Below are 20,016 nucleotides of genomic sequence, written 5' to 3' on the forward strand. Positions count from 1 at the left end.
ATTCCCAGACTAAATATTGATGCAACAGGGGATTAGGGGCTGGGAAGATTTTGTTCTCTAGGGAAATAAAAAGATTAGGTTTGGTTAGGCGATTGCATTCATCAACTGTGGCGCGGTCTTTTTGAGTAGCATAATTGATACAAAACCTTAAAATGCTTGCGGTATCGTCAAATTCGTAGATTAGACTATAACCATCAGGGTAACAATCAGAGGAAGATTATGATGAGCGATCGCGACTATACCTTAATCATTGACAAAAGCGGTAGTATGTCTACACCCGACCAAGTAGGTGGTAGAAGTAGATGGGAAATCGCCCAAGAGTCTACTCTGGCTTTGGCCAGAAAGGCTGAACAGTTTGACCCCGATGGCATCACCGTTTACGTGTTTTCTGGGAGATTTAAACGCTACGATGATGTAACCTCAGCCAAAGTTGCCCAGATATTTCTTGAAAATGACCCTTCTGGCACAACAAACTTAGCAGGTGTACTCCAGGATGCCCTCAATAACTACTTTCAACGCAAAGCAGCTGGTAAAACCAAGCCAAATGGAGAGACAATTTTAGTTATTACCGATGGTGAACCAGACGATCGCAAGGCTGTGTTTGAAGTCATCATTCATGCTACTCGCCAGATGGAACGTGATGAAGAATTAGGAATTTCAATCATTCAAGTGGGTTCAGATGCCCAAGCAACTAAGTTCCTCAAAGCTTTGGATGACCAGTTACAAGGTGTCGGCGCTAAATTTGATATTTGTGATACCGTCACTTTAGACGAATTAGAAGACATGAGCCTTGTAGATGTATTGACAAACGCAATAACTGACTAATGTATTTATCGCTCGCCTGTAGTTTAGTAACTGTTAATTCTTAATTGGAGAATTGAATATATGCTAGAAAATCGTGACTATACCTTGATTATTGACAAAAGCGGTAGTATGGCAACCCAAGATCAAAAGGGTGGTAGAACTAGATGGGTTGCGGCCCAAGAATCAACTTTAGCTTTAGCTAGTAAGTGTGAACAATTTGACCCAGATGGCATAACTATCTACGTGTTTTCTGGCAAATTCAAGCGATACGAAAATGTCACATCCAGTAAAGTATCACAAATTTTTCGAGAAAACGATCCCTCTGGTACAACTGACTTGGCAAGTGTATTAAAACATGCAACTGATGATTACCTTCAACGCAAAGCAGCCGGTCAAACCAAGCCAAATGGTGAAACAATTTTAGTAGTTACTGATGGTGAGCCGGATGATCGCAAAGCAGTTATGAGGGTGATTATTGAAGCTTCTCGTCGTATCGACCGAGATGAAGAATTAGCTATTTCTTTTATTCAAGTTGGCACAGATCAACAAGCTACCCGCTTTCTCAAAGTCTTAGATGATGAACTTCAAAGCGCTGGTGCCAAGTTTGATATCTGTGACACAATTACTATGGAAGATATGGAAGATTTGAGTTTATCAGAAGTGCTGCTCAATGCCATTAATGACTAGCTATACATATTTAGGAATTGCCAAAATGGATTCCATTGATAAGCTATTAGCTGAACTCCAAACTGAATACAAAGAAGTACAACCACAGCAACAGTCAAAATCAGCCACAGCCAAATCTTTTATCCCATCATCGCCAAAGTCGGCATCTTTTATAGATAAGCTTTTGGCAGATGTTAAGGCTGATTTTATCGAAGAGGATGCTGCGATTGAATTAAAAAAACAGCAAGAACTAGAACAAGAACGAATTCGACAAGAACAACTTAAAGCTAAACAACTAGAGACTTTGAAAGTGCAGGCAAAACAATGGTTAGCTAAAGTAGATCCACTTTCTTCAGAAGGACTTTGGTTTGAAAAGTTTGCTGAAAGTTACCCCTCAAGATTAGAGGCAGCAATTGAATATTTAAAAAACAATGAATAAACTAGCAGTAAAAATACAGCAATTTTTATATTTATAGCAGTTTTCTTTTGCATAAAGTACAAAGTTATAGGTTTTGAGGCAGGAAGCAGCAGGTAAAAACTCTTTTTATCTAATGTTAAATCTTAAATTTTATTGAAGAGGCTTGCCAAAAATTTGGTGTTATAAAATACGCCATTGTTTTGATTGATTGCGATTGAAAGAACCGCATAGACAAGGCAGTGCGCCCTTGTGGTTCCCCGACTTGTTCGCTCTTAGCGTTCCCGTTCGTGCAGCGTCTCTAAGGTAGCAACTGCCGCACAAAGCGGCTTAAGGCAGAGTAGCTTGCTTCCAGGTGTTGAGTCAATACTTTAACAAAAAAGGCAGAGGGCAGGAGGCATGAGGCTCAGTTGGAATACTGTCTTCTGTCCTTTGCTGCGAGCGCAGGGAGCAAGGGTCTGAGTCAAGAACACTGAAATCTCTGAAGAAGTGGTATTTATTTGGTGGGGGTCTGAATCCCTAACCATTTTCTTCTCTTCTGCCTTCTGCCTTCTCCCAAGGGGAGACGCTAAAAGCGATCTGCCTTCTGTCTCCTGCCTTCGGTTTAATATCCCGTTACGCAGAGATACACTACGGCGGGTGTTGACAAAGCAGCACGAACAGAAAGGGATTATATCTCTGCAATTTTGCGCTTTTGTAAAAGTCCTTCTTTGCGTTCTCTTTTAAATATTTGTCTTACCAAAGGTATTACATTGTTGAGTATCACCAGTCTGAATACCTTGCTTAAACCAGCGAACTCTTTGGCTTGAACTACCATGTGTAAAAGATTCTGGAACCGCATACCCTCTAGCTTGTTCTTGTAAGCGGTCATCTCCAATACTGCTAGCAGCATTTAATGCTTCTTCAATATCGCCTCTCTCCAGAATTTGCCGTGAGCGCTGTGCATGATGTGCCCAAACCCCTGCAAAACAGTCTGCTTGTAATTCTAATCGTACAGAAAGCTGATTTGCTTGGGTCTGACTTGCTTTATTCTGCAATAATCCAACTTTCTCTGAAATTCCTAGTAGATTCTGGACATGATGCCCAACTTCATGAGCAATCACGTATGCTTGAGCAAAATCTCCCGGTGCTTGGTATTGAGTTTTCAAATCGCGATAAAAACTTAAATCGATATATACTTTGCGATCGCGCGGACAATAAAATGGCCCAACTACTGAACGTGTAAATCCACAAGCAGACTGCACTGCATCTGAGTAAAGAACTAACTTAGGTTGTACATAAGTTTGTCCGTTTTGCCGAAACAGCTCGCTCCATGTATCTTCTGTATCAGCCAGTACTACAGATACAAAATCTGCCATCTGGTCTTGAGCTTTAGAGCCTGTTGATTGCGGTGACTCAGCCACAGGATTATCATTCGATGTCCGATCTTGTTCCCAAATCACACTCGGATCGCCACCCAAAAGCAAAACGACTACCGATATGAGTACTGCTCCAATACCTCCACCTACAACAGGAGCAGAAACTCTCGTCCCACGCTGATCTTCAACATTTGTACTCCTACGACCCAATTGCCAACGCATAATTCCTGCTTCCTAAATTGATTCAAAAGATAGTTGCAATTGGGTTGGATTAAATCTAAACCAGCCCTTTAGCTACGCAATCAAATCTTACCCTTCTCAAGCATGAATCTCTTCTATCTACAGGTAAAACGGCAATCAAGCATAGTAAATCTTTAGAAAGATAATGAGCAAATAAATTTATCTAAGCACAAACTCTTGGAGCGTTCAACTCCCTAAATCAAACAAAAGTTACGGCTTATTCATCCTGCATTTATGCAACGCCCAAAAATCAACCCACCCCTAGAAAATTAAGCGGATCTCTCCAAAAGACTAATTGTTGGTATCAATGACTTCGATTGCACAAATAGAGTACTTTGCTCAGGAAAGGCTGTCCAATTTTGGTTAGATAAAGGTTCAGACGCAACAATCACTTGCGTTGGGTGAATTACATCATCATAAGACCAATAAAGAGTAGGCGCTTCTGTGCCATAAGCGTAGCGAACTGCTGCAAGTGCTTGACCATCGCTGACAATTATATTGGTACTAAAACTGGTGTCGAATTTTTGAGCCAAGTCAGTCAATGTTTGTAGTGTACTCGAAAGGGCTGACAACAGAGTGCTATCAAAAGAAGACTGCCACATTTCTACAAACAGAGCGAAAATGTGTTCCGAGTCTGTTAGACCTTTAATTAAATGATATGTAGAATCACTAAGGCGATCGCGTATCGGTCTATAGAGTATTTGTTGAAAGTTAGATATACCGCCATTATGGACAAACAACAGCTTTCCATTACGAAATGGTTGACAATTGCTGATATCAAGCGGTTCACCTATTCCAGCTAGTCGAGTATAACCTACAGTACAATTAGATTGTATATATTGACTTAGCTCTTTCAAATTCGGATCGTTCCAAAATGGGACAGTATTGCGATAAATAAATGGTTTACCCGCTTGATCATACCAACCTACACCAAGCCCGTCTGCACATACGAATCCTGACTTTAATTCTAAAGGATTATAAAAATGGGAAGCAAAGGACGATCCAGAGCATTTGAAAACAATCCGCGATCGCCTGCTGATAGATGAGCAGCGTGCTGGAGGTTTGCTGGGACTGTATCAGCGCAAATTTTACAAGGAATTCAGAGCAGCACTGAGTCGTTCAAAAGCAGCTTGCTTCAGAGCTTCCTTTGCACTGAGAAAAGCAAATCCTCCTACTATACCTACAGTCATCAAGGATAGGACAATTTTTTGTCTCACCTTTGGGTCATCGATCAGGAGTTTACCCTTGGAGTCGAGAATTTGCACATCGTATGCTTCTAAAATATGCTCAAACAAGTAGTATGTATCAGCATGACTCATGCCGAAGGTAAATCCTAACCCATAAATATTCTGTTTTTTATTTGGTATTTGTTTTGTCCGCAAATCATCCTGTATTTGTTTCCAAAACTCCCAAAAACTATCCCAATCTTTTGGTATATCACTTTCTTGACGACCTATTTGCTTTAGCAAATCTCGCCAGTAGAAAATGTGAATAGTTGCTTGGCTCATTGGCAGAGCATAGTAGCTTCACTTTTGAGTAACATTGTTATGAAACTGAACAGTTTTGATGATTTTTTCTGGATAAAAACTTTTAAGTGGCTCAATTACATCTGATACATCTGCTAGTTTGCCTTCCCAACTTAAACGAGGAATAATTTATCGATCGGCAGTATAACTGGTAACAATATCAGGTAGGTTGCCAGCCTGAATTTCTCTTTTAATTTTCCGTGTTAGCTCATCTGTGGAATATAAAGAAAGCTTGATTTTGTTGCCAGTTTGTTTTTCCCACTCGCTAACTAGTTGCTTGAGAGCTTCATCCTCTTCCTGAGTAAAACCTTTATCCCACCAAATCCTTAAATCTGTAGTTTCACTGGATAACTTATTAAATGGGAAAGGGGAGGATTAATATGTGTTAGTGCAAGCAACAATTATCAAGCAGAGGATTAATGCTATGAGTGCGTAGCGACGGTTGGTTAATCTTGGTACTACGCTAAAAGCTTCCTTAGCTCTGTGCTGATTTTTTAAGACTTGAGTAATCTGACTGGCTTTTTTTATGGACACCACACTTCTAGAGCTATTTAAACTGAATCGATATACTCAATTTAAGGCTTTTTGTAGATCTCTCAATAATTTATCAGCGATCGCTCTTAAAATAGATGGGCAATTGCTTGCTCTTGGCGGCGAACGAAGCACATTACATCGTCTCGCTATTTGCACTGATTGAAATAATTATTCTACTGCGTGGTTTAATACCATTAATGAAGCGAATACGAGGTGCTATATTAAGCACCTCGCATTCTGAAGATTTCTATTTGACTGTAGCGTAAAGGATTAAACAACTAGAAGGTTGTTTTGACTTAGTGACACTCCACCAGATAGTTGTGCAAATTTTACCTGAGTAAATCCAGCCGCACTGCCATCTTGGTCAAAATATAGTGCGCCTGTGGTATTGTCATAGATAAATCGCTGATTGCTCGTTGTTGCAGATGCTCCAAGGGTAAAAGAGCTAGCCAAAAGTAAACCTGATGATAACGCCCCACCAAAACCAGCAGCCGATACCTGAATCAGTTCATTAGTCGCGTTGAAGTTAAAAATGCTATCAACGCCTTCATTGAAACTATTGAAAACAAAGGTATCTGTACCAGCTCCTCCATACAAACTATCATTACCTTTACCACCTTTGAAGGTGTTTTTACCAGAAGCGCCAGAGGCTGTAAGAGTATCATTACCATCACCTCCATCTAATAGATTATTGCCTGATGAATAGTCAACAATCAAGCGATCGTCATTAGCACCACCACTGAGCGTGTTATTCCCAGAGACAGTATAAGCTCCGTATGAGGAATATAAGGAGGCTGAACCAGCGGCTGTCAAAGTATCATTGCCATCGCCCCCAGAGAGTAGGTTATTGCCTGATGAATAATTAGTAACTAAGTTATCGTCACCAGCGCCACCTTCGAGGGTGTTTTTACCAGAGATAGCATCGAGATCAAAATCGCCTCGGTAGTCGTCGTAGGAGCCAGAGACGTTAAGAGAATCATTATCATCACCACCGGAGAGCAAATTATTACCATTTGAATAGTCAGCAGTCAAGTAATCCTTACCTGCACCGCCGAGAATCGTGTTATTTCCGCGTCCCGCAGCAAGGGTATCGTTGCCATTGCTCCCTACAATCAAATCATCGTAGTTTGTACCTGAGATATTTAATTGTTCGATATTCTTGTAGCTAACCTGATTCGGGCCTGCTGTAATCGAACCAGTGTTAGTAGCAGCATTGAAAGTTGAAGTGATTCCTTGACTGATAGAATAGTTATAGAAGGACAACAAATCGTTACCACTGCCTCCATCTATGGTATCTTTGCCGCGATCGCATCCGGTGAGTGTATCGTTGCCATTGCCCCCCACAATCAAGTCATCGTAGGCTGTACCTGAAATATTTAATCGTTCAATATTCTTGTAGCTAACCTGATTCGTGCCTGATGTAATGGAGCCAGTGTTAGTAACGGCATTGAAAGTTGAAGTGATTCCCTTACCCCCGCTAGAATTACTGTAATAATAGGCTTCCAATAAATCATCACCTTTTCCCCCATCGATAGTATCATTGCCACTACTACTTCCGTAGAGCGAGATGGTATCGTTGCCATTACTGCCCACAATCAAGTCATTGTAAACTGTACCTGAGATATGTAATCCTTCTATATTCTTGTAGTTAATCAAATCCGTGCCCGCACTAATCGAGCCAGTGTTAGTAGCAGCATCGAATGTTGAAGTGATTCCCCCATTAGGATAGATATACGAAACGCTCAACAAATCGTTACCTGTTTCCCCATCTACTGTTTGAGTCGCTAAAGAAGGTGGGGAAGTATATAAGACGAAAGAGAAGGAATCATTACCATTCCCTCCATTGAAAATGTTATTACCAAACGTGCCATAGGCTTTTTCGTCGTCGTAGTAGCCAGAGGCAAAGAAAGAATCATTGCCATCCCCCCCATTAAGGATGTTATTACCCGTTGAATAGTTAATACTCAATTGATCGTCACCAGCACCACCATTGAGAGTGTTATTACCGGAGGTAAAAGAGGCAGAATAGTCGTAGTCGCGAGAGGCACTAAGAGAATCATTGCCATCTCCTCCATTGAGGATGTTATCGCCTGTTGAATAGTTAGCATCTAATTGATCGTCACCAGCACCACCGTAAAGGGTGTTATTGCCATCTGTCTTAGAGGCAGAGAGATTATCATTGCCATCATCCCCAGAGAACAGGTTATCACCTGTTGAAGAAGTAGCACTGAATTGATCGTTACCAGCACCACCGTTAAGGATGTTATCGCTTGTTGAATAATCAACATTTAAGCAATCGTTACCTTCACCACCAAAAATCGTATCATTGCCATAATTTGAATCATTGCCACTACTGCCTCCGAAAAGTAAATCGTTGCCATTGCTCCCAACAATAAAGTCAGCGTAGGTTGTACCTCTAATTTCTAATTGTTCGATATTGTTGTAGTTAATCTGATTTGTGCCAGCCCGAATCGAGCCAATGTTAGTAGTAGCATCGAAACTTGAAGTGATTCCTGTAGTAGCACTGGTGTAATATACAGACAAGTAATCGTCACCAGTTTCTCCATTTACGCTTTGAGTCGTTAATGAAGAGGGGGCAGTTTTTGAGGCGGACAAATAGAAGGTGTCATTACCAGCGCCTCCATTTAGAGTGTTTCTACCCTGAACTTCATCTGCGTAAAAAGAATCATTGCCGTCTTTGCCTAAAACCGTATTGTTGCCAACAGAATAGCTAATATCAAGGTAGTCATCCCCAGCATCTCCACTGAGGATGTTATTTCCAGAAGAATAGGCAGCATCAAGGGTATCATTTCCCTCATCACCTTGCACCAGGTTATTACCAGTACCACCACGCAGGGAGTCGTTACCAGTACCACCATGCAGGGAGTCGTTATCTGTACCACCAAGAAGAGTATCATTCCCTGCACCACCAAAGAGAATATCATTTCCGGCATCACCGCTTAAAAGGTCGTTGCCATTTTTGCCATCGATGATATCATCACCCACTTTAGCGTTAATTGTATCTGCACCCTGACTACCCAGTAGAGTATCTTTACCGTTGGTTCCAATGATATTTACCATAACTTTTATCTTCCTAAATCGATTTGTTGAGTAACTTTAGCTATTAACTTGTTGTTAATGTTATTTAAGGACACACAGAAATTACCGAGAGTTAATGCTTTCGACATACATTTATGTCACCCTTGAGGGCTAGCAATTTTCTCGAAGATTTACCCTATTGATAAGCTTGTAAGTATGACTTATCTAACTGACTTGAAAAAGGCAGAAGGTTCAAAGTTAAATTCTTTACCTAATTCCCCATTTCCTTTTTCATTCGTTATTTGTGTATCCGTTAATAATGCTATTTACGACTATCTAAGTCTTAAGCATTGTACATATTTATGAGCGTGTATTTATAAAAACAGATGTTTTCACGCTTTTTCTCTCATTCTTGATCCGCCGATCAACCCAGCCATCACTGATAAAGAGTGGAAAAATCAAGCTTGAATGCCTAAAACTCACACTTCATATTTCTCATCAAAGCATAGCCCTACTGTCGTAAATATAGAGAATAATTCACTTTCGATAGGGGAAAGAATTTTTATGCAGTTGTTGTGGGCTATTACCCGCAGGTGTGTAGCTTAAAAATAAGGAACATCTAAATAACACTTTGATAACCATATCTGAAGATTTACTGAGATGTCCACACTTAAAGACATATCTTTGCATACTCTTCACATTATTTGCCGATCAGTATAATGTCAGTAATTCTCTTTATATATTCTTCATGTCTTCTTCATGTATTGATAGCCATTAATCATTATATGTAGCAGCTAAACAGCAGTTAAATAGTTGTTTTATCTGCTCGTGTAGTGTGTCGTCCCCCTAGTAGACAAGCAAGCTGTAAGAGTTTTTGAAATCTAGGGTTATACTGTAAGGCTATGACAAATCGCTGTAGAGTATTGGCAAGTTATCAAGAGCTGTACTAGGTAGTCGCAACACATGGATGTTAACGATTTCGCAAGCTATGTCCCTTCTTAGAAGCACTTATTAATAAACGTGAACCAGAGGAATTTGTGTTACGTTTCTTCGCGTACCTAGATAACTACAATAAATTTGAAAGACGCGTTAATCTTTTTTTGAATGAATATCTAGAGAAACATAACCATAGTGGAATAGACAGAGAAGCTATGCGAAATTAATTTCACGCAATGTTAGATTTTGTTGAACAATATTTGCCAAATGGATTTAGCAAAAAAGAAGGACATGTAAGAACACCAAGAATTAGATTTGAGGCAATTTCCGTAGGTGTTGCACTTGCTCTAAGAGAAAAAAGCAATCTTAAACCTAAATCAATGAATTGGCTTGACTCACCAGAATTCAAGGATTACACCACGTCAGATGTAAGTAACTCCAGACTTAAAGTAATTCGGCGTATCGAGTATGTGCGCGATCAACTTCTCGGTAAATTATGACCAGTGCATTATTTCAGGATTTCAATGAACGCTCTAAAGAAGTAAGCAAATATTTTATTTTTTTAAAGACATTAGAAGAGGCCACTACTAAATTAAGTATGCAAGGTAAAGAAGGAAACCCAAAAATCAGATAAATTGATTCTGAGCTAATAAAAACTTTGAAAGCAAGTGGGTTTTTATTGCTCTATAATCTGGCGGAAGCAACAAGGTGAAATGCTATTGAAACAATATTTGATGAACTTAGCAGTAAAGAGGTTTCCTACGATCAAATTAGACCTGAACTTAAGAAAATAGTCCTTCAAAATCTCAAAAAACGAAATCCTGCTAAAACTCTAATACTGCTGCCATAAAAATGCTTTGCCAAATCAGAACCGTTAAGATATTCTACATCTTGCAGTATAAATTTTGCTTTATTATTGTGCTCGTATGGAAATTTACAAGCTCGATCAATATCATATCCAGCTTTGACTGGAAGACCTGCTTGCTCAAACCCATGAGTTAGTCCTCCAGCACCACAAAACAGATCCACTGTAGAGATGCTGTTAACCATTTACTTCCTCTTCTTGCCATATATAGCCCGATTAGCTAGACTAGCTCATTTTTACAATGACTACAACAAAGGTTTTTTTTGAGGTAGTCCTCAAAAAATTATGAGGAATTGCACATTGGCTTGTAGTAGCGATTAAACGCTACTACCTCTATTAATAGACTATTCCACCGTTACAGACTTGGCCAAATTTCTGGGCTGATCGACATCCAAACCGCGACGAGCGGCGATGTGATAAGCCAATAGTTGCAAAGGAACTACTGTCAGAATCGGAGAAAGTAATTCTTCTACATGAGAGATGGGAAGAAGATCGTTAAAGATTTCCGCAGCTTCGCCATCGTTGACGGGAGTCACGCCAATTAACCGAGAATCTCTGGCTTTGGCTTCTTGGGCATTAGAAATAACTTTTTCGTAAACACTACCAGGGATTGCGATCGCAACTACTGGTACTTTCGCATCTAAAAGTGCGATGGGCCCATGTTTCATCTCTCCAGCCGGATACCCTTCGGCATGAATATAGCTGATTTCTTTTAATTTCAACGCGCCTTCTAAAGCAATCGGAAAGTTAATTCCTCTTCCCACAAAAATGAAATCTTTGGTTTCAGCGAATTCGTGTGCTAGCTGTTCTGTTAAACGTTCTTGACTTTCTAAAGTTGCCTCAATTTCTTTAGGAATCTGCCGTAACCCATTAATAATTTGATCTAATATATCTTTTGAAACAGTCTGGCGACGAGCTGCTAAATCCAATGCCAAAGCATAAAACGCCATCAGTTGAGCGGTAAAAGTTTTCGTCGCTGCTACCCCAATTTCAATTCCCGCTAGGGTGCTGATAATATGCGGCACTAAATGACCGAGGCTGCTTTCGGGGCGATTGGTAATCCCTAGTAGTCGCGCTTGATATTTGAGGTCTTTCCCCTGGCGACGTTCTTTTTCCATCGCCAAAGCTGCTAAGGTATCGGCGGTTTCACCTGATTGAGTAACACCAATAATCAAGGTATTCGCTGTCACGGGTGATGGTGCATAGCGATACTCAGAAGCATAATGTACTTGAGTTGATATTCCTGCTAGTTGTTCGAGTAAATATTTTCCGATTAATGCTGCGTGCCAACTTGTACCACAAGCGAGAATCTGAATTTGTTCTAAATCGTTGTAGAAATCTTCAGGTAAACCAAGATTGATTGGCGATTCGGTAGATTTGGCTGGATTAAAGTATGCGTCTAAACTAGCTCTTACTACCCCTGGTTGCTCATGGATTTCTTTGAGCATGAAGTGTTTGAAGCCCTGCTTTTCTACCATTGCAGGATTGAAGTTGAGCAATCGGGGTTGTTTTTTCAACCTGTCGCCAGCAAAATTGTAAATCTCAACGCCTAAAGGTGTGAGGCGGGCAATTTCTCCATTTTCCAGAGGTAGCACTGCACGGGTGTAGGCAACGATCGCTGGGGTATCAGACGCACAAAACAACTCCCCTTGCCCAAAACCAATTACCAAAGGTGCTTGTTGGCGAACAACAATCAATTCATCAGGGTAGTCAGCAGAAATAACTGCGATCGCAAACGCCCCTTTTAGGTGATTAACGGCTTGGCGAATTGCATCTAGTAAGGGAGATGAGGAAGATGAAGGAGGAAAATTCTTTAAAAATTCGGCTATTAAATGAGGAATAACTTCGGTATCAGTTTCAGAACGAAATTCGTGTCCTTTTGCTTTGAGTTCCTCGCGTAACTCGCGGTAGTTTTCGATAATGCCATTTTGCACCACAGCCACTCGCTTTGCTGTATCCAAATGGGGATGGGCATTGTACTCTTCTGGTTTACCATGAGTTGCCCAGCGTGTATGACCAATACCAATTGGGGCAGGAGTTTCTATTTGTTCGAGTTTAGAACGCAGGTTATGGAGTTTACCCTTTGCCCGCACACAATTTACCTCACCTTCCCAAACAGTGGCGATTCCAGCCGAATCATAGCCCCTGTACTCTAGTTTTTCTAGTCCAGCCAGTAAAATCTCTGTCGCCGCTTGAGTGCCTATATATCCAACAATTCCACACATTGTTCACACCACTTTTTTTCAGGATGATTTAATCCAGTATAGTCGGTAGCATAAAGTGGACGTTTTGCAAATAAAAAAGGGAGTAATTTACTCCCTCTACTACTAGTAGTCTGCCAACCCAAAGATACGCTTGTGAGGGCTGGGGAAAGGGGAAAGGGAAAAGGGTAAGGGATTTAAAACCTTTCCCCCTTCCCCCTTACCCAATAAAGAGCTTTCGTCACGAAAGCGAACTACTAGGTATTGTTATAGATTTTGGGTTTTGACAGCGGATTTACGGTCGGCTTTTGACCTGACGGTACAAATACGGCTTCTAAGATTTAGATACCGAGAGATTGTATCCGCTCTAAAAATGCTTGCTAAAGGTGCTTGCGATTGTAAGCATTTAAAATCTTGAATGCCAAGTTTCGAGTGCTGAGTGAAGAATCAAGAAATTGTGTTTCTAATTTACTTACTTCTTTTGTCTCAGCATTCAGTGAGAAGTTTGTAGCGGCGGTTTCCACCGATCAAATCTTCGGTGACTCAGCGAGAAGTTTGAACGGCGGTTTCCGCCGCTCAAATCTTCGGTGACTCAGCTTTTTAGTAAGCTAGACCCATACTGCGAGTTGTTTCAGCGCCCAGGTAAACCCGGATGCTCAAAAAGTCGGTGGGACAAGCGGTTTCGCAACGCTTACAGCCCACGCAGTCTTCTGTACGAGGTGAAGAGGCAATTTGAGCAGCTTTACAGCCATCCCAAGGAACCATCTCAAGTACATCAGTAGGGCAAGCGCGGACGCATTGGGTGCAGCCAATGCAGGTATCGTAGATTTTTACAGAATGAGACATTGAATAAACGGCTCCTTTCGAGTGTTCTTCTCTGCGAAAGAATCATAATCAACGCATAGTCTACCGCAGTGGTTGATAGTCCGTAATCAAAAGGCTACATAACTTTAAACAATGTAATAAGCACCCTTGATATTTGTTTTTGCGAGATTGTCTCTATTAACTGATAATCAGCAACATCATCAGAGCGTATTTACCACAGTTACATACCATAATGAGTGTTAATCGTAAAGATAGATGAAACAAAATTAAAAGTTAATAAGCAAATCTCCTCATTTTAATTATGGGGATTTTGGCTAATAATCTGATTTTGCGATCGCCACTTAACCGTGTAAATAATAATTTGAGTAGTATATATTACTCAAATTACTTATACTATTACTGAATAAAACTACTTTTGCTATGTAAATGATTAATTTAGAGACTGCGATCGCAGTTAGCAAATTTAAGCGATCGCTCACCGATAACTCGTATATTTAACTTTTTAGGTCTGGCAATTTCATAATATTTATTCACAGATATCAGAGTATTTCAGAAATTGCAAACTCATCATTTATCGCAGCATTTTTTGTTTCAATCTTTGGCTCAGTAGCCGTCACTTGCAGTTGTTTATCTAAATTATTAGCATCAGCTAATTTATTCTTTACATACTCATTTTCTCTGATTTGTCGAGCAATACTTTCTAACAGCCAAAGTTGTTCTTCTACAGATAAGGCAAGGATAGAGCGCTCAATTTCTAGTAAATTCGGTGAGATCATTTTACTTTTGATTCCTAGTAAGGTGTATTTTTCAAAGATATTATATTCAGTTGATCTGGTTAATTTAGACCATTGTCAATTCCCGCTCATTTTCCCCATGCTTATCATTTCACAAATCATCAGAGATTGCTATAAATAACTAAAAAGCGGTTTTATAACTTTTTAATTAAGTATTACTGCTGAAGCAGAATGTGCGCTAAACTGACTACATGAATTACGAAACAGCTAGGAAACTCCTCATAGATCAGACAATTACAACCGAAGAAAACCCAGATGCGCTGTTAACACGTATGAAACAGGGCAAACCGCCGATACCTGGTCAGATTACTTCGATTTTGTTGGCATTGAAAGTGGTGTTTGAAGCCCTCAAAGATGCAAAAAGCCTAGACCGAGAACTGGCTTTGGCCCTTTATCAGTTAAGTATTAAGGCGCAACAGTTATTTGGCGCAGGGCGTAAAGCTGGGGTTGATTGGCCGCCACTACTCAAAGAAGATTTACTACGAATTTCCTTAGCAGCTGAAAGTATCTTTTCGGGTATATGGCAAACCTTATCTCAGATGGAGTTGGGGAAGAGATGAGGGAGAAATCAATTCAAAATTCACGCATTCAAAAACTTCTGCCTCCAGCATAGCTGCTCCATGCCTATTAGCGAATTTGCAGTTCATTTTCTAGCTTGTCTAGGTCAGTTTTGAGCAAAACGGTCATTTGACCGGTAAAAGCTTTGCCAGTCTTGGGTTGGGCAACTTCCACCCAATATACATAGCGATCGCCTACTCGTAATTCTCCCTTTAAAGCTTCCCGAATCGGAGTATTGGCCAGACGTGCGGAATTAACTACGTTCTGGTTGGGATATTCATACACGACTTGAGCGCGATCGTAATCTTGATAAATCTCCAAACCATAAATTACCCGCAAAGATTCTTGGAGACGTGCAAATGTCATGCCGTTAATAGCATCATACATAGTAATCCGTTCAGTCCGAATTGTGCCCCGGTCTTTAGAAAACTCCACTCTACCAGGAGGCAATACCGACGCTTGAAAAGTGAATCGTTGAGCAGCCGTATCAGTCTTTTGCACAAATAATCGCTCTCCGCTTCTGGGGCGGAGTGTCGGATGTGCTTTAATCCAAGTGCTTACCTCTTCTGTACTTTGCCCTGGTAAAGCATTGGCTTGGGAATCAAAAAGCGTTCCGACACAGAGCCAGGGTATTAGAGAAAAAGGTAAAATTAAACAGTTAAACAGAGATTTTTTGAGCATTTTGCTGTTGAAGATTTTTATAGAAATTTCCCATTCGGGAGTAACCATAGTCTTCCCGTTTTTCAGCAAAATTACTCCAATGGATTGTTGCGATCGCACATCGAAGCCTTTATTGATCGCTCAACTGTAGAACTCATATCAATACTGTTCGGTTAAGGCAAGAGACGCGATGAATCGCCGTCTCTACAAAACTTTGTGATGATTTATCGCTTAATCGAACCGTATTAGGACTTATATTTTATTTTTCAACAAACTCCTTATAACTCAAAAAGCCTATATTCATTTTTAATTCCCCATTCCCATCACTAGGCACTTCTCAAAGCCACAATGGGGTCGAGTTTAGCAGCGCGACGTGCAGGAACAACGCCAAAAAATAAACCAATACCTCCAGAGACACCAACTGCCATAGTAATTGCTACAGGAGAAAGACTCGCTTCTAAAGGAGTCAAGGCTCCCACTAATAAGATGCCACTGATACCAATCGCAGTCCCGACTAAGCCGCCAGCTGCGGAAACTATTACTGCCTCAATGATGAACTGTAGCAAAATATCTTGCTCAGTTGCGCCAATCGCTTTTCGCAATCCGATTTCTTGGGTGCGTTCGGTGACGGAGACTAGCATAATATTCATAATGCCAATGCCGCCGACAAACAAAGATATGCTGGCGATCGCAGCTAGCATAATTGTCAATGCACCTGTGATTTGACCAACTGTTTGCAAAGCATCCTTTTGAGAGCGAAGAGTAAAGTCATCTTCACCATTAATTTTGTGCCGTAAACGCAGCAAATTAGTAATTTGAAATTCTGCTGCATCCACACTCTCGGAATCACGAGCAGCAGCAACGAGGTAATCTAAGGCGATACCATAGGGAGAATTCTTGCCTACAAGTCGGTTTGCAGATGTGGTGATTGGTATTAAGGCAGCATTATCATAATCTGCTCCCACACTGGAACCTTTAGTTATTAATGTCCCAATCACTTGAAAACTGGTATTTCCAATTCGCAATTGCTGACCTATAGCGTTACTATTACCAAATAATTTTTCTGTCAAGTCTCCACCTAGCACAACCACTTGGTTACTTCGCTTGATGTCCACCTCAGAGAAAAACCTACCTTTAGCAGTTTCAAAATCCCGCACTGATAGGAAGGAGGGAGTTGTACCAATGATGTTGACATCGGTGTTTCTGTTGCGGTAAGTAATTACCTGTCTTCCGTTTAATTCGGGTGCAACTCCTACTACAGTTGGTACTTGAGAGGCGATCGCTTCTGCATCTTGTAACACTAAAGTTTTTGGCACTTCAAAGGAGATGCGCTGAGTTTCGCGATTACCTGGCAGTACAAACAGCACATTTGGCCCTAATGACTCCAGTTGTTTATTCACGTACTTTTGCCCACCTTCGCCAATCCCAATCATGGCAATCACTGAGGCGTTGCCAATAACTATACCCAACATTGTCAGGGCGCTACGCAGTTTATTTGACAGCAGGGTTTTCCCCGCCATATTCATGCTTTCGATAAAATTCATATCTTAATATAATTACGAATTACGAATTACGAATTACGAATTATTTTGTTCTTTAGTCTTTTCGATTTTGTAGTCTTTGGGTGGGTTAACAAAAATGCGATCGCCTGCTTTAACTCCCTCTAAAATCTGAGTTTGGTCTTGAATTTGTGCCCCAACTGTAACTTCGCGGAACTGGGGTTTATTCTTTGCATCGGGTACGAGTACGCCAGTTTTACCTTTTTCGGTGACAATTGACACCGTTGGTAATACCAAGGCATTATTAACGCGATCGCCTAAAAAAGTCAGATCCACATTTAAGCCAGAACGCAGTTTATCTATGCCAGTATCGAGAGCAACCCGCACCTGGAAAGATGTCACACCTTGTTCCACCACTGCTTCGGGAGCAATCAGGCGCACATGACCTTTAAAAACTTGGTCGGGATAGGCATCGGCGACAATTTCCACCTGCTGTCCCTGTTTCATTCTGCCAAGATCGGCTTCGGGAACTTGAGCTAATATTTCTAAACCGCGTGCTACAGCGACAATTGAACTAGAAGTTGCCGACGCACTAGTAGAAGCAGAAGTTGTGGGTGTGACAAACGCACCTGGTTCGGCATATTTTTGGGTAACAATTCCCGACAGAGGAGCGCGAATAATAGTATCTTCTAATTGCACTTGTACACCCTTTAACTGAGCCTCAGCAGATGCAACAGCAGCTTGACGCTGGGCAATTTCTTCAGTTCGGGTTCCATCTTCTAACAGTACCAATGCTGCCCGTGCTTCGTTAACAGCAGCTTGGCGTTGGTCGATTTCCTCACTGCGAGTGCCACTTTGGACTAACGACAATCGTTTTTTAATTTCTTCTAAACTGGCTCTAGCACTTTTGTCATCGCTGATGGCTTGATCGAGTAATTGTTTATTCTCTGCTCCCTGTTCGTATAGGTATTGAAAACGCTTTACCTGTCCACTGGTATAATTCGCCTTTGCTTGAGCCGCATCCACTTGGGATTGAGATTGAGCAATCTCTTGGGGACGATTACCAGCCTTAGCTGCGGCTAATTGGGCTTGAGCTTGTGCTAATCGCGCCTTAGCTTGAGCGATTTCTTGAGGACGACTACCAGCCTTAGCTTGGGCTAGCTGTGCTTGACTTTGGGCTAAGTTAGCACGGTATTGGCTCCTTTGAGCTTCAATACTGGCGCTATCCATCCGGGCGAGAATTTGCCCTTGTTGAATGCGATCGCCTTGTTCGACGTATAATTGCGACAGTACTCCAGGATTCTTCGGACTAATATTTACACTCTGAACTGGCACGACTTTGCCACTAGCTGTAATCCGCAACGTCACGTTTTGTGCTGCTACTGGCACAGTTAATTGAGCAATATTTTCTTTATTTGCTCCTTGATTTACCAAAGTGTAAGTTATTACAGTACCCACAACCAAGGCACTTCCCGCCATCAGCCCAATTAGCCAGCGCAATGGATGTTTAACTTTGCCAATAACTGGAATTTCTATGTGCGTAGCCATATTAGAGAAACCTGTAAATCTTGCTGTTTAAAAGTATTTTTTAGTTAGATAAAAAGTGGAAAGTACGGACTTTTTAAAGCTTTGGGATTAAATTTTTATCAGTTAATTAACAACCAGACGCATAATAAGCTTTACAGTTGCTTAATCTTTCTTCATATTAGACATTCGTATTTCTGTATGTCTTCACCTAAAAGGGTGACTTTAGCCACAGCATATTAGTGCAATCCTGAACTATTCGTGAGAAACAAGATTCCTGACTTTTTGAGAAACTGAGAATCTACGGCTGGCAATTCTCACAAATCAGATAGGATTGCTATAAGTAGGTCAGCAGAATAAAACCAAACTATATTAACAAAAATGAACGAGGCTAAAATTCTCTTCCCTCCTGCCTTCTGCCTCCTGCCTCCTGCCTTATCCCAACGATAAATATTTACGCCCACCTACTTAGTGCGATCGGGCTTTAGTTGCTCTGTATACTTTTCTTTGTCCCCATTCTCTATTTCCTACCCCAAAGCAGTTTGTAATTATTGCTGAAATTGGGTTAATAACCAAGCACCAACTTGACTTTGATTTATTTGACGAGTTTGGCGTAATGCATCGTTTAATAAAGAAATTGCTAATCCTGGTAATACCTGAGATTCTGTAATCCGCCTACTACCCTGATTTTCAATAGCAAAAGCCATAACTTGGACATTCTGGACATTTAAAATCCAGTATTATTTTACTCCTAAATCTTCGTATAAAAGTCGTTTTTCACCTTGAGCGTCAGCAAGTGAGGTATTAGCTACCTGCTTCCTACCTCAAAATCCTTACCTTTGTACTTCATGCAAAAGAAAACTGCTGTATGTTAAAACATACCTATTTATTAACCCTGCAATTCGATTACAAGGCTAATATAGTAAAGCTTTTAATTATTTCACTTTTTTAAAACTACATGAAAGGAATTTAAATATCCAGTAATAGTTTTAGCTAATGTCTTCTGCTGCTTCTTTGTAGTTATTGCCATTACTTGATATAGTCTTCCTTCAGCAACATACATTCTATTTATAGTAATTTTCCCTCCAGAATTGATGTACTCAATTTCTTTGCCGGGATGATTATTGGAACTCCGAATGTTTCGTTGACTAATTAAATTACTTTTTGTAGTCTTTAAAGCCATATCTCGTGCATTATTAAGTACAGCTTCAGGATCAGTCATTTGACCGTAACTATAAGGAAAATCATTGTAAGCAACTATGTATGCTACTTGCTGTTTTGGTGGTTGAGCAACAAATATTTTTAAAGTAATTTCCCCCATATAAGTTTTTTGGTATTCGCTATTTCTGTTGGGATTTCCCGGCATCAAAATTGTAAAGCGTCCATCGGGAGCAGTGTATAACTTCCATTGTGGCTGCACGGGTTGAGAAACGGTTGGTTTGACAACAGCTACCGGAGGCTTGGGTTGACGCGCTTCCACCAAAACAGAGCCACCATAGACAATGGTGGCGACTATTAGTGGCAACAGACTTTTAACTGTCATATTTTTTGCCTTTTGAGATACTGATCTCA

Annotated in this window: 20 protein-coding genes and 1 pseudogene; 7 read left to right on the forward strand and 14 right to left on the reverse strand. The window is 40.7% G+C overall.

Annotation, left to right across the window (positions count from 1 at the left end):
• The first annotated feature begins 219 nt into the window (after positions 1–219).
• From V7K79_RS14630 to V7K79_RS14640, 3 genes are read left to right on the forward strand one after another with little or no spacing between them, the layout of a single operon-like run.
• Complete coding sequence (locus tag V7K79_RS14630) at positions 220–825, forward strand: vWA domain-containing protein (protein WP_335048694.1); 606 nt, start codon at positions 220–222, stop codon at positions 823–825.
• 60 nt (positions 826–885) lie between these two features.
• Positions 886–1,491, forward strand: coding sequence for a vWA domain-containing protein (locus tag V7K79_RS14635; RefSeq protein WP_292869171.1), 606 nt, complete (start codon positions 886–888; stop codon positions 1,489–1,491).
• Positions 1,492–1,516: 25 nt separating this feature from the next.
• Positions 1,517–1,909 (forward strand): salt stress protein, Slr1339 family, encoded by a 393-nt coding sequence (locus V7K79_RS14640; RefSeq protein ID WP_335048696.1) that lies wholly within the window; start codon positions 1,517–1,519, stop codon positions 1,907–1,909.
• A 698-nt stretch (positions 1,910–2,607) separates the two neighbouring features.
• Here the strand turns inward: V7K79_RS14640 and ypfJ are convergent.
• The 5 genes from ypfJ to V7K79_RS14665 form a co-directional block, all read right to left on the reverse strand.
• Complete coding sequence (gene ypfJ, locus V7K79_RS14645) at positions 2,608–3,465, reverse strand: KPN_02809 family neutral zinc metallopeptidase (protein WP_335048698.1); 858 nt, start codon at positions 3,463–3,465, stop codon at positions 2,608–2,610.
• A gap of 287 nt (positions 3,466–3,752) precedes the next feature.
• Entirely contained in the window at positions 3,753–4,523 is a 771-nt protein-coding gene (gene egtC, locus V7K79_RS14650) for an ergothioneine biosynthesis protein EgtC (protein ID WP_335048903.1), read from the reverse strand.
• Positions 4,524–4,571: 48 nt separating this feature from the next.
• Positions 4,572–4,991, reverse strand: coding sequence for a hypothetical protein (locus V7K79_RS14655; protein ID WP_335048699.1), 420 nt, complete (start codon positions 4,989–4,991; stop codon positions 4,572–4,574).
• A gap of 147 nt (positions 4,992–5,138) precedes the next feature.
• Positions 5,139–5,333, reverse strand: coding sequence for an extracellular solute-binding protein (locus V7K79_RS14660; protein ID WP_335048904.1), 195 nt, complete (start codon positions 5,331–5,333; stop codon positions 5,139–5,141).
• Between the two features lie 480 nt (positions 5,334–5,813).
• Positions 5,814–8,624 carry a beta strand repeat-containing protein gene (locus V7K79_RS14665; RefSeq protein ID WP_335048701.1) on the reverse strand — a complete coding sequence of 937 codons (2,811 nt, stop codon included), beginning with the start codon at positions 8,622–8,624 and terminating at the stop codon, positions 5,814–5,816.
• Between the two features lie 1,130 nt (positions 8,625–9,754).
• Between V7K79_RS14665 and V7K79_RS14670 the strand changes: the two genes are divergently transcribed.
• Together V7K79_RS14670 and V7K79_RS30010 are read left to right on the forward strand one after the other, a co-directional pair.
• Complete coding sequence (locus tag V7K79_RS14670; RefSeq protein WP_335048703.1) at positions 9,755–10,018, forward strand: hypothetical protein; 264 nt, start codon at positions 9,755–9,757, stop codon at positions 10,016–10,018.
• A pseudogene (locus tag V7K79_RS30010) lies at positions 10,015–10,368 on the forward strand (MAE_28990/MAE_18760 family HEPN-like nuclease). The gene V7K79_RS14670 and the pseudogene V7K79_RS30010 overlap by 4 nt, the downstream one beginning before the upstream one ends.
• Here V7K79_RS30010 and V7K79_RS14680 read toward each other — a convergent pair.
• Together V7K79_RS14680 and glmS are read right to left on the reverse strand one after the other, a co-directional pair.
• The gene (locus V7K79_RS14680) at positions 10,317–10,568 is read right to left on the reverse strand and encodes a DNA cytosine methyltransferase (RefSeq protein ID WP_335048707.1); all 252 of its coding nucleotides are present in this window, start codon (positions 10,566–10,568) and stop codon (positions 10,317–10,319) included. The pseudogene V7K79_RS30010 and the gene V7K79_RS14680 overlap by 52 nt on opposite strands.
• 159 nt (positions 10,569–10,727) lie before the next feature.
• The gene (glmS, locus tag V7K79_RS14685; protein WP_335048709.1) at positions 10,728–12,608 is read right to left on the reverse strand and encodes a glutamine--fructose-6-phosphate transaminase (isomerizing); all 1,881 of its coding nucleotides are present in this window, start codon (positions 12,606–12,608) and stop codon (positions 10,728–10,730) included.
• 390 nt (positions 12,609–12,998) lie between these two features.
• On the opposite strand from glmS, the gene V7K79_RS14690 reads away from it, so the two are divergent.
• Positions 12,999–13,175 carry a hypothetical protein gene (locus tag V7K79_RS14690; RefSeq protein ID WP_335048711.1) on the forward strand — a complete coding sequence of 59 codons (177 nt, stop codon included), beginning with the start codon at positions 12,999–13,001 and terminating at the stop codon, positions 13,173–13,175.
• Between the two features lie 9 nt (positions 13,176–13,184).
• Here the strand turns inward: V7K79_RS14690 and psaC are convergent, their stop codons facing one another.
• Entirely contained in the window at positions 13,185–13,430 is a 246-nt protein-coding gene (gene psaC / locus V7K79_RS14695; RefSeq protein WP_015175986.1) for a photosystem I iron-sulfur center protein PsaC, read from the reverse strand.
• A 518-nt stretch (positions 13,431–13,948) separates the two neighbouring features.
• Positions 13,949–14,185 (reverse strand): hypothetical protein, encoded by a 237-nt coding sequence (locus V7K79_RS14700; protein ID WP_335048713.1) that lies wholly within the window; start codon positions 14,183–14,185, stop codon positions 13,949–13,951.
• A gap of 209 nt (positions 14,186–14,394) precedes the next feature.
• On the opposite strand from V7K79_RS14700, the gene V7K79_RS14705 reads away from it, so the two are divergent.
• Complete coding sequence (locus V7K79_RS14705; RefSeq protein WP_335048715.1) at positions 14,395–14,763, forward strand: Dethiobiotin synthetase; 369 nt, start codon at positions 14,395–14,397, stop codon at positions 14,761–14,763.
• Between the two features lie 67 nt (positions 14,764–14,830).
• Here the strand turns inward: V7K79_RS14705 and V7K79_RS14710 are convergent, their stop codons facing one another.
• The 5 genes from V7K79_RS14710 to V7K79_RS14730 all read right to left on the reverse strand — a co-directional run bounded on the left by V7K79_RS14710 (position 14,831) and on the right by V7K79_RS14730 (position 19,987).
• A complete protein-coding gene (locus V7K79_RS14710) occupies positions 14,831–15,442 on the reverse strand; it encodes a hypothetical protein (protein WP_335048905.1) in 612 nt (203 codons plus the stop codon).
• A gap of 305 nt (positions 15,443–15,747) precedes the next feature.
• Positions 15,748–16,965: an ABC transporter permease gene (locus V7K79_RS14715; protein WP_335048717.1), complete on the reverse strand. Its 1,218-nt coding sequence runs from the start codon at positions 16,963–16,965 to the stop codon at positions 15,748–15,750.
• 33 nt (positions 16,966–16,998) lie between these two features.
• Complete coding sequence (locus V7K79_RS14720) at positions 16,999–18,468, reverse strand: efflux RND transporter periplasmic adaptor subunit (RefSeq protein ID WP_335048719.1); 1,470 nt, start codon at positions 18,466–18,468, stop codon at positions 16,999–17,001.
• A 524-nt stretch (positions 18,469–18,992) separates the two neighbouring features.
• Positions 18,993–19,151: a hypothetical protein gene (locus tag V7K79_RS14725; protein ID WP_335048721.1), complete on the reverse strand. Its 159-nt coding sequence runs from the start codon at positions 19,149–19,151 to the stop codon at positions 18,993–18,995.
• A gap of 233 nt (positions 19,152–19,384) precedes the next feature.
• Positions 19,385–19,987, reverse strand: a complete 603-nt coding sequence (locus V7K79_RS14730) for a hypothetical protein (protein ID WP_335048723.1) — start codon at positions 19,985–19,987, stop codon at positions 19,385–19,387.
• Between the last annotated feature and the right edge of the window lie 29 nt (positions 19,988–20,016).

The organism is Nostoc sp. (genome assembly GCF_036917575.1).
In the GTDB taxonomy this organism is placed as follows: domain Bacteria; phylum Cyanobacteriota; class Cyanobacteriia; order Cyanobacteriales; family Nostocaceae; genus Nostoc.

Excerpts from the sequence above, each read along its gene's own strand:
- V7K79_RS14630 (WP_335048694.1), top strand. The coding sequence starts at position 220 with ATGATGAGCGATCGCGACTATACCTTAATCATTGACAAAAGCGGTAGT.
- V7K79_RS14635 (WP_292869171.1), top strand. The coding sequence starts at position 886 with ATGCTAGAAAATCGTGACTATACCTTGATTATTGACAAAAGCGGTAGT.
- V7K79_RS14640 (WP_335048696.1), top strand. The coding sequence starts at position 1,517 with ATGGATTCCATTGATAAGCTATTAGCTGAACTCCAAACTGAATACAAA.
- ypfJ (WP_335048698.1), bottom strand. The coding sequence starts at position 3,465 with ATGCGTTGGCAATTGGGTCGTAGGAGTACAAATGTTGAAGATCAGCGT.
- V7K79_RS14655 (WP_335048699.1), bottom strand. The coding sequence starts at position 4,991 with ATGAGCCAAGCAACTATTCACATTTTCTACTGGCGAGATTTGCTAAAG.
- V7K79_RS14665 (WP_335048701.1), bottom strand. The coding sequence starts at position 8,624 with ATGGTAAATATCATTGGAACCAACGGTAAAGATACTCTACTGGGTAGT.
- V7K79_RS14670 (WP_335048703.1), top strand. The coding sequence starts at position 9,755 with ATGTTAGATTTTGTTGAACAATATTTGCCAAATGGATTTAGCAAAAAA.
- V7K79_RS14680 (WP_335048707.1), bottom strand. The coding sequence starts at position 10,568 with ATGGTTAACAGCATCTCTACAGTGGATCTGTTTTGTGGTGCTGGAGGA.
- glmS (WP_335048709.1), bottom strand. The coding sequence starts at position 12,608 with ATGTGTGGAATTGTTGGATATATAGGCACTCAAGCGGCGACAGAGATT.
- psaC (WP_015175986.1), bottom strand. The coding sequence starts at position 13,430 with ATGTCTCATTCTGTAAAAATCTACGATACCTGCATTGGCTGCACCCAA.
- V7K79_RS14700 (WP_335048713.1), bottom strand. The coding sequence starts at position 14,185 with ATGATCTCACCGAATTTACTAGAAATTGAGCGCTCTATCCTTGCCTTA.
- V7K79_RS14705 (WP_335048715.1), top strand. The coding sequence starts at position 14,395 with ATGAATTACGAAACAGCTAGGAAACTCCTCATAGATCAGACAATTACA.
- V7K79_RS14710 (WP_335048905.1), bottom strand. The coding sequence starts at position 15,442 with ATGCTCAAAAAATCTCTGTTTAACTGTTTAATTTTACCTTTTTCTCTA.
- V7K79_RS14715 (WP_335048717.1), bottom strand. The coding sequence starts at position 16,965 with ATGAATTTTATCGAAAGCATGAATATGGCGGGGAAAACCCTGCTGTCA.
- V7K79_RS14720 (WP_335048719.1), bottom strand. The coding sequence starts at position 18,468 with ATGGCTACGCACATAGAAATTCCAGTTATTGGCAAAGTTAAACATCCA.
- V7K79_RS14725 (WP_335048721.1), bottom strand. The coding sequence starts at position 19,151 with ATGGCTTTTGCTATTGAAAATCAGGGTAGTAGGCGGATTACAGAATCT.
- V7K79_RS14730 (WP_335048723.1), bottom strand. The coding sequence starts at position 19,987 with ATGACAGTTAAAAGTCTGTTGCCACTAATAGTCGCCACCATTGTCTAT.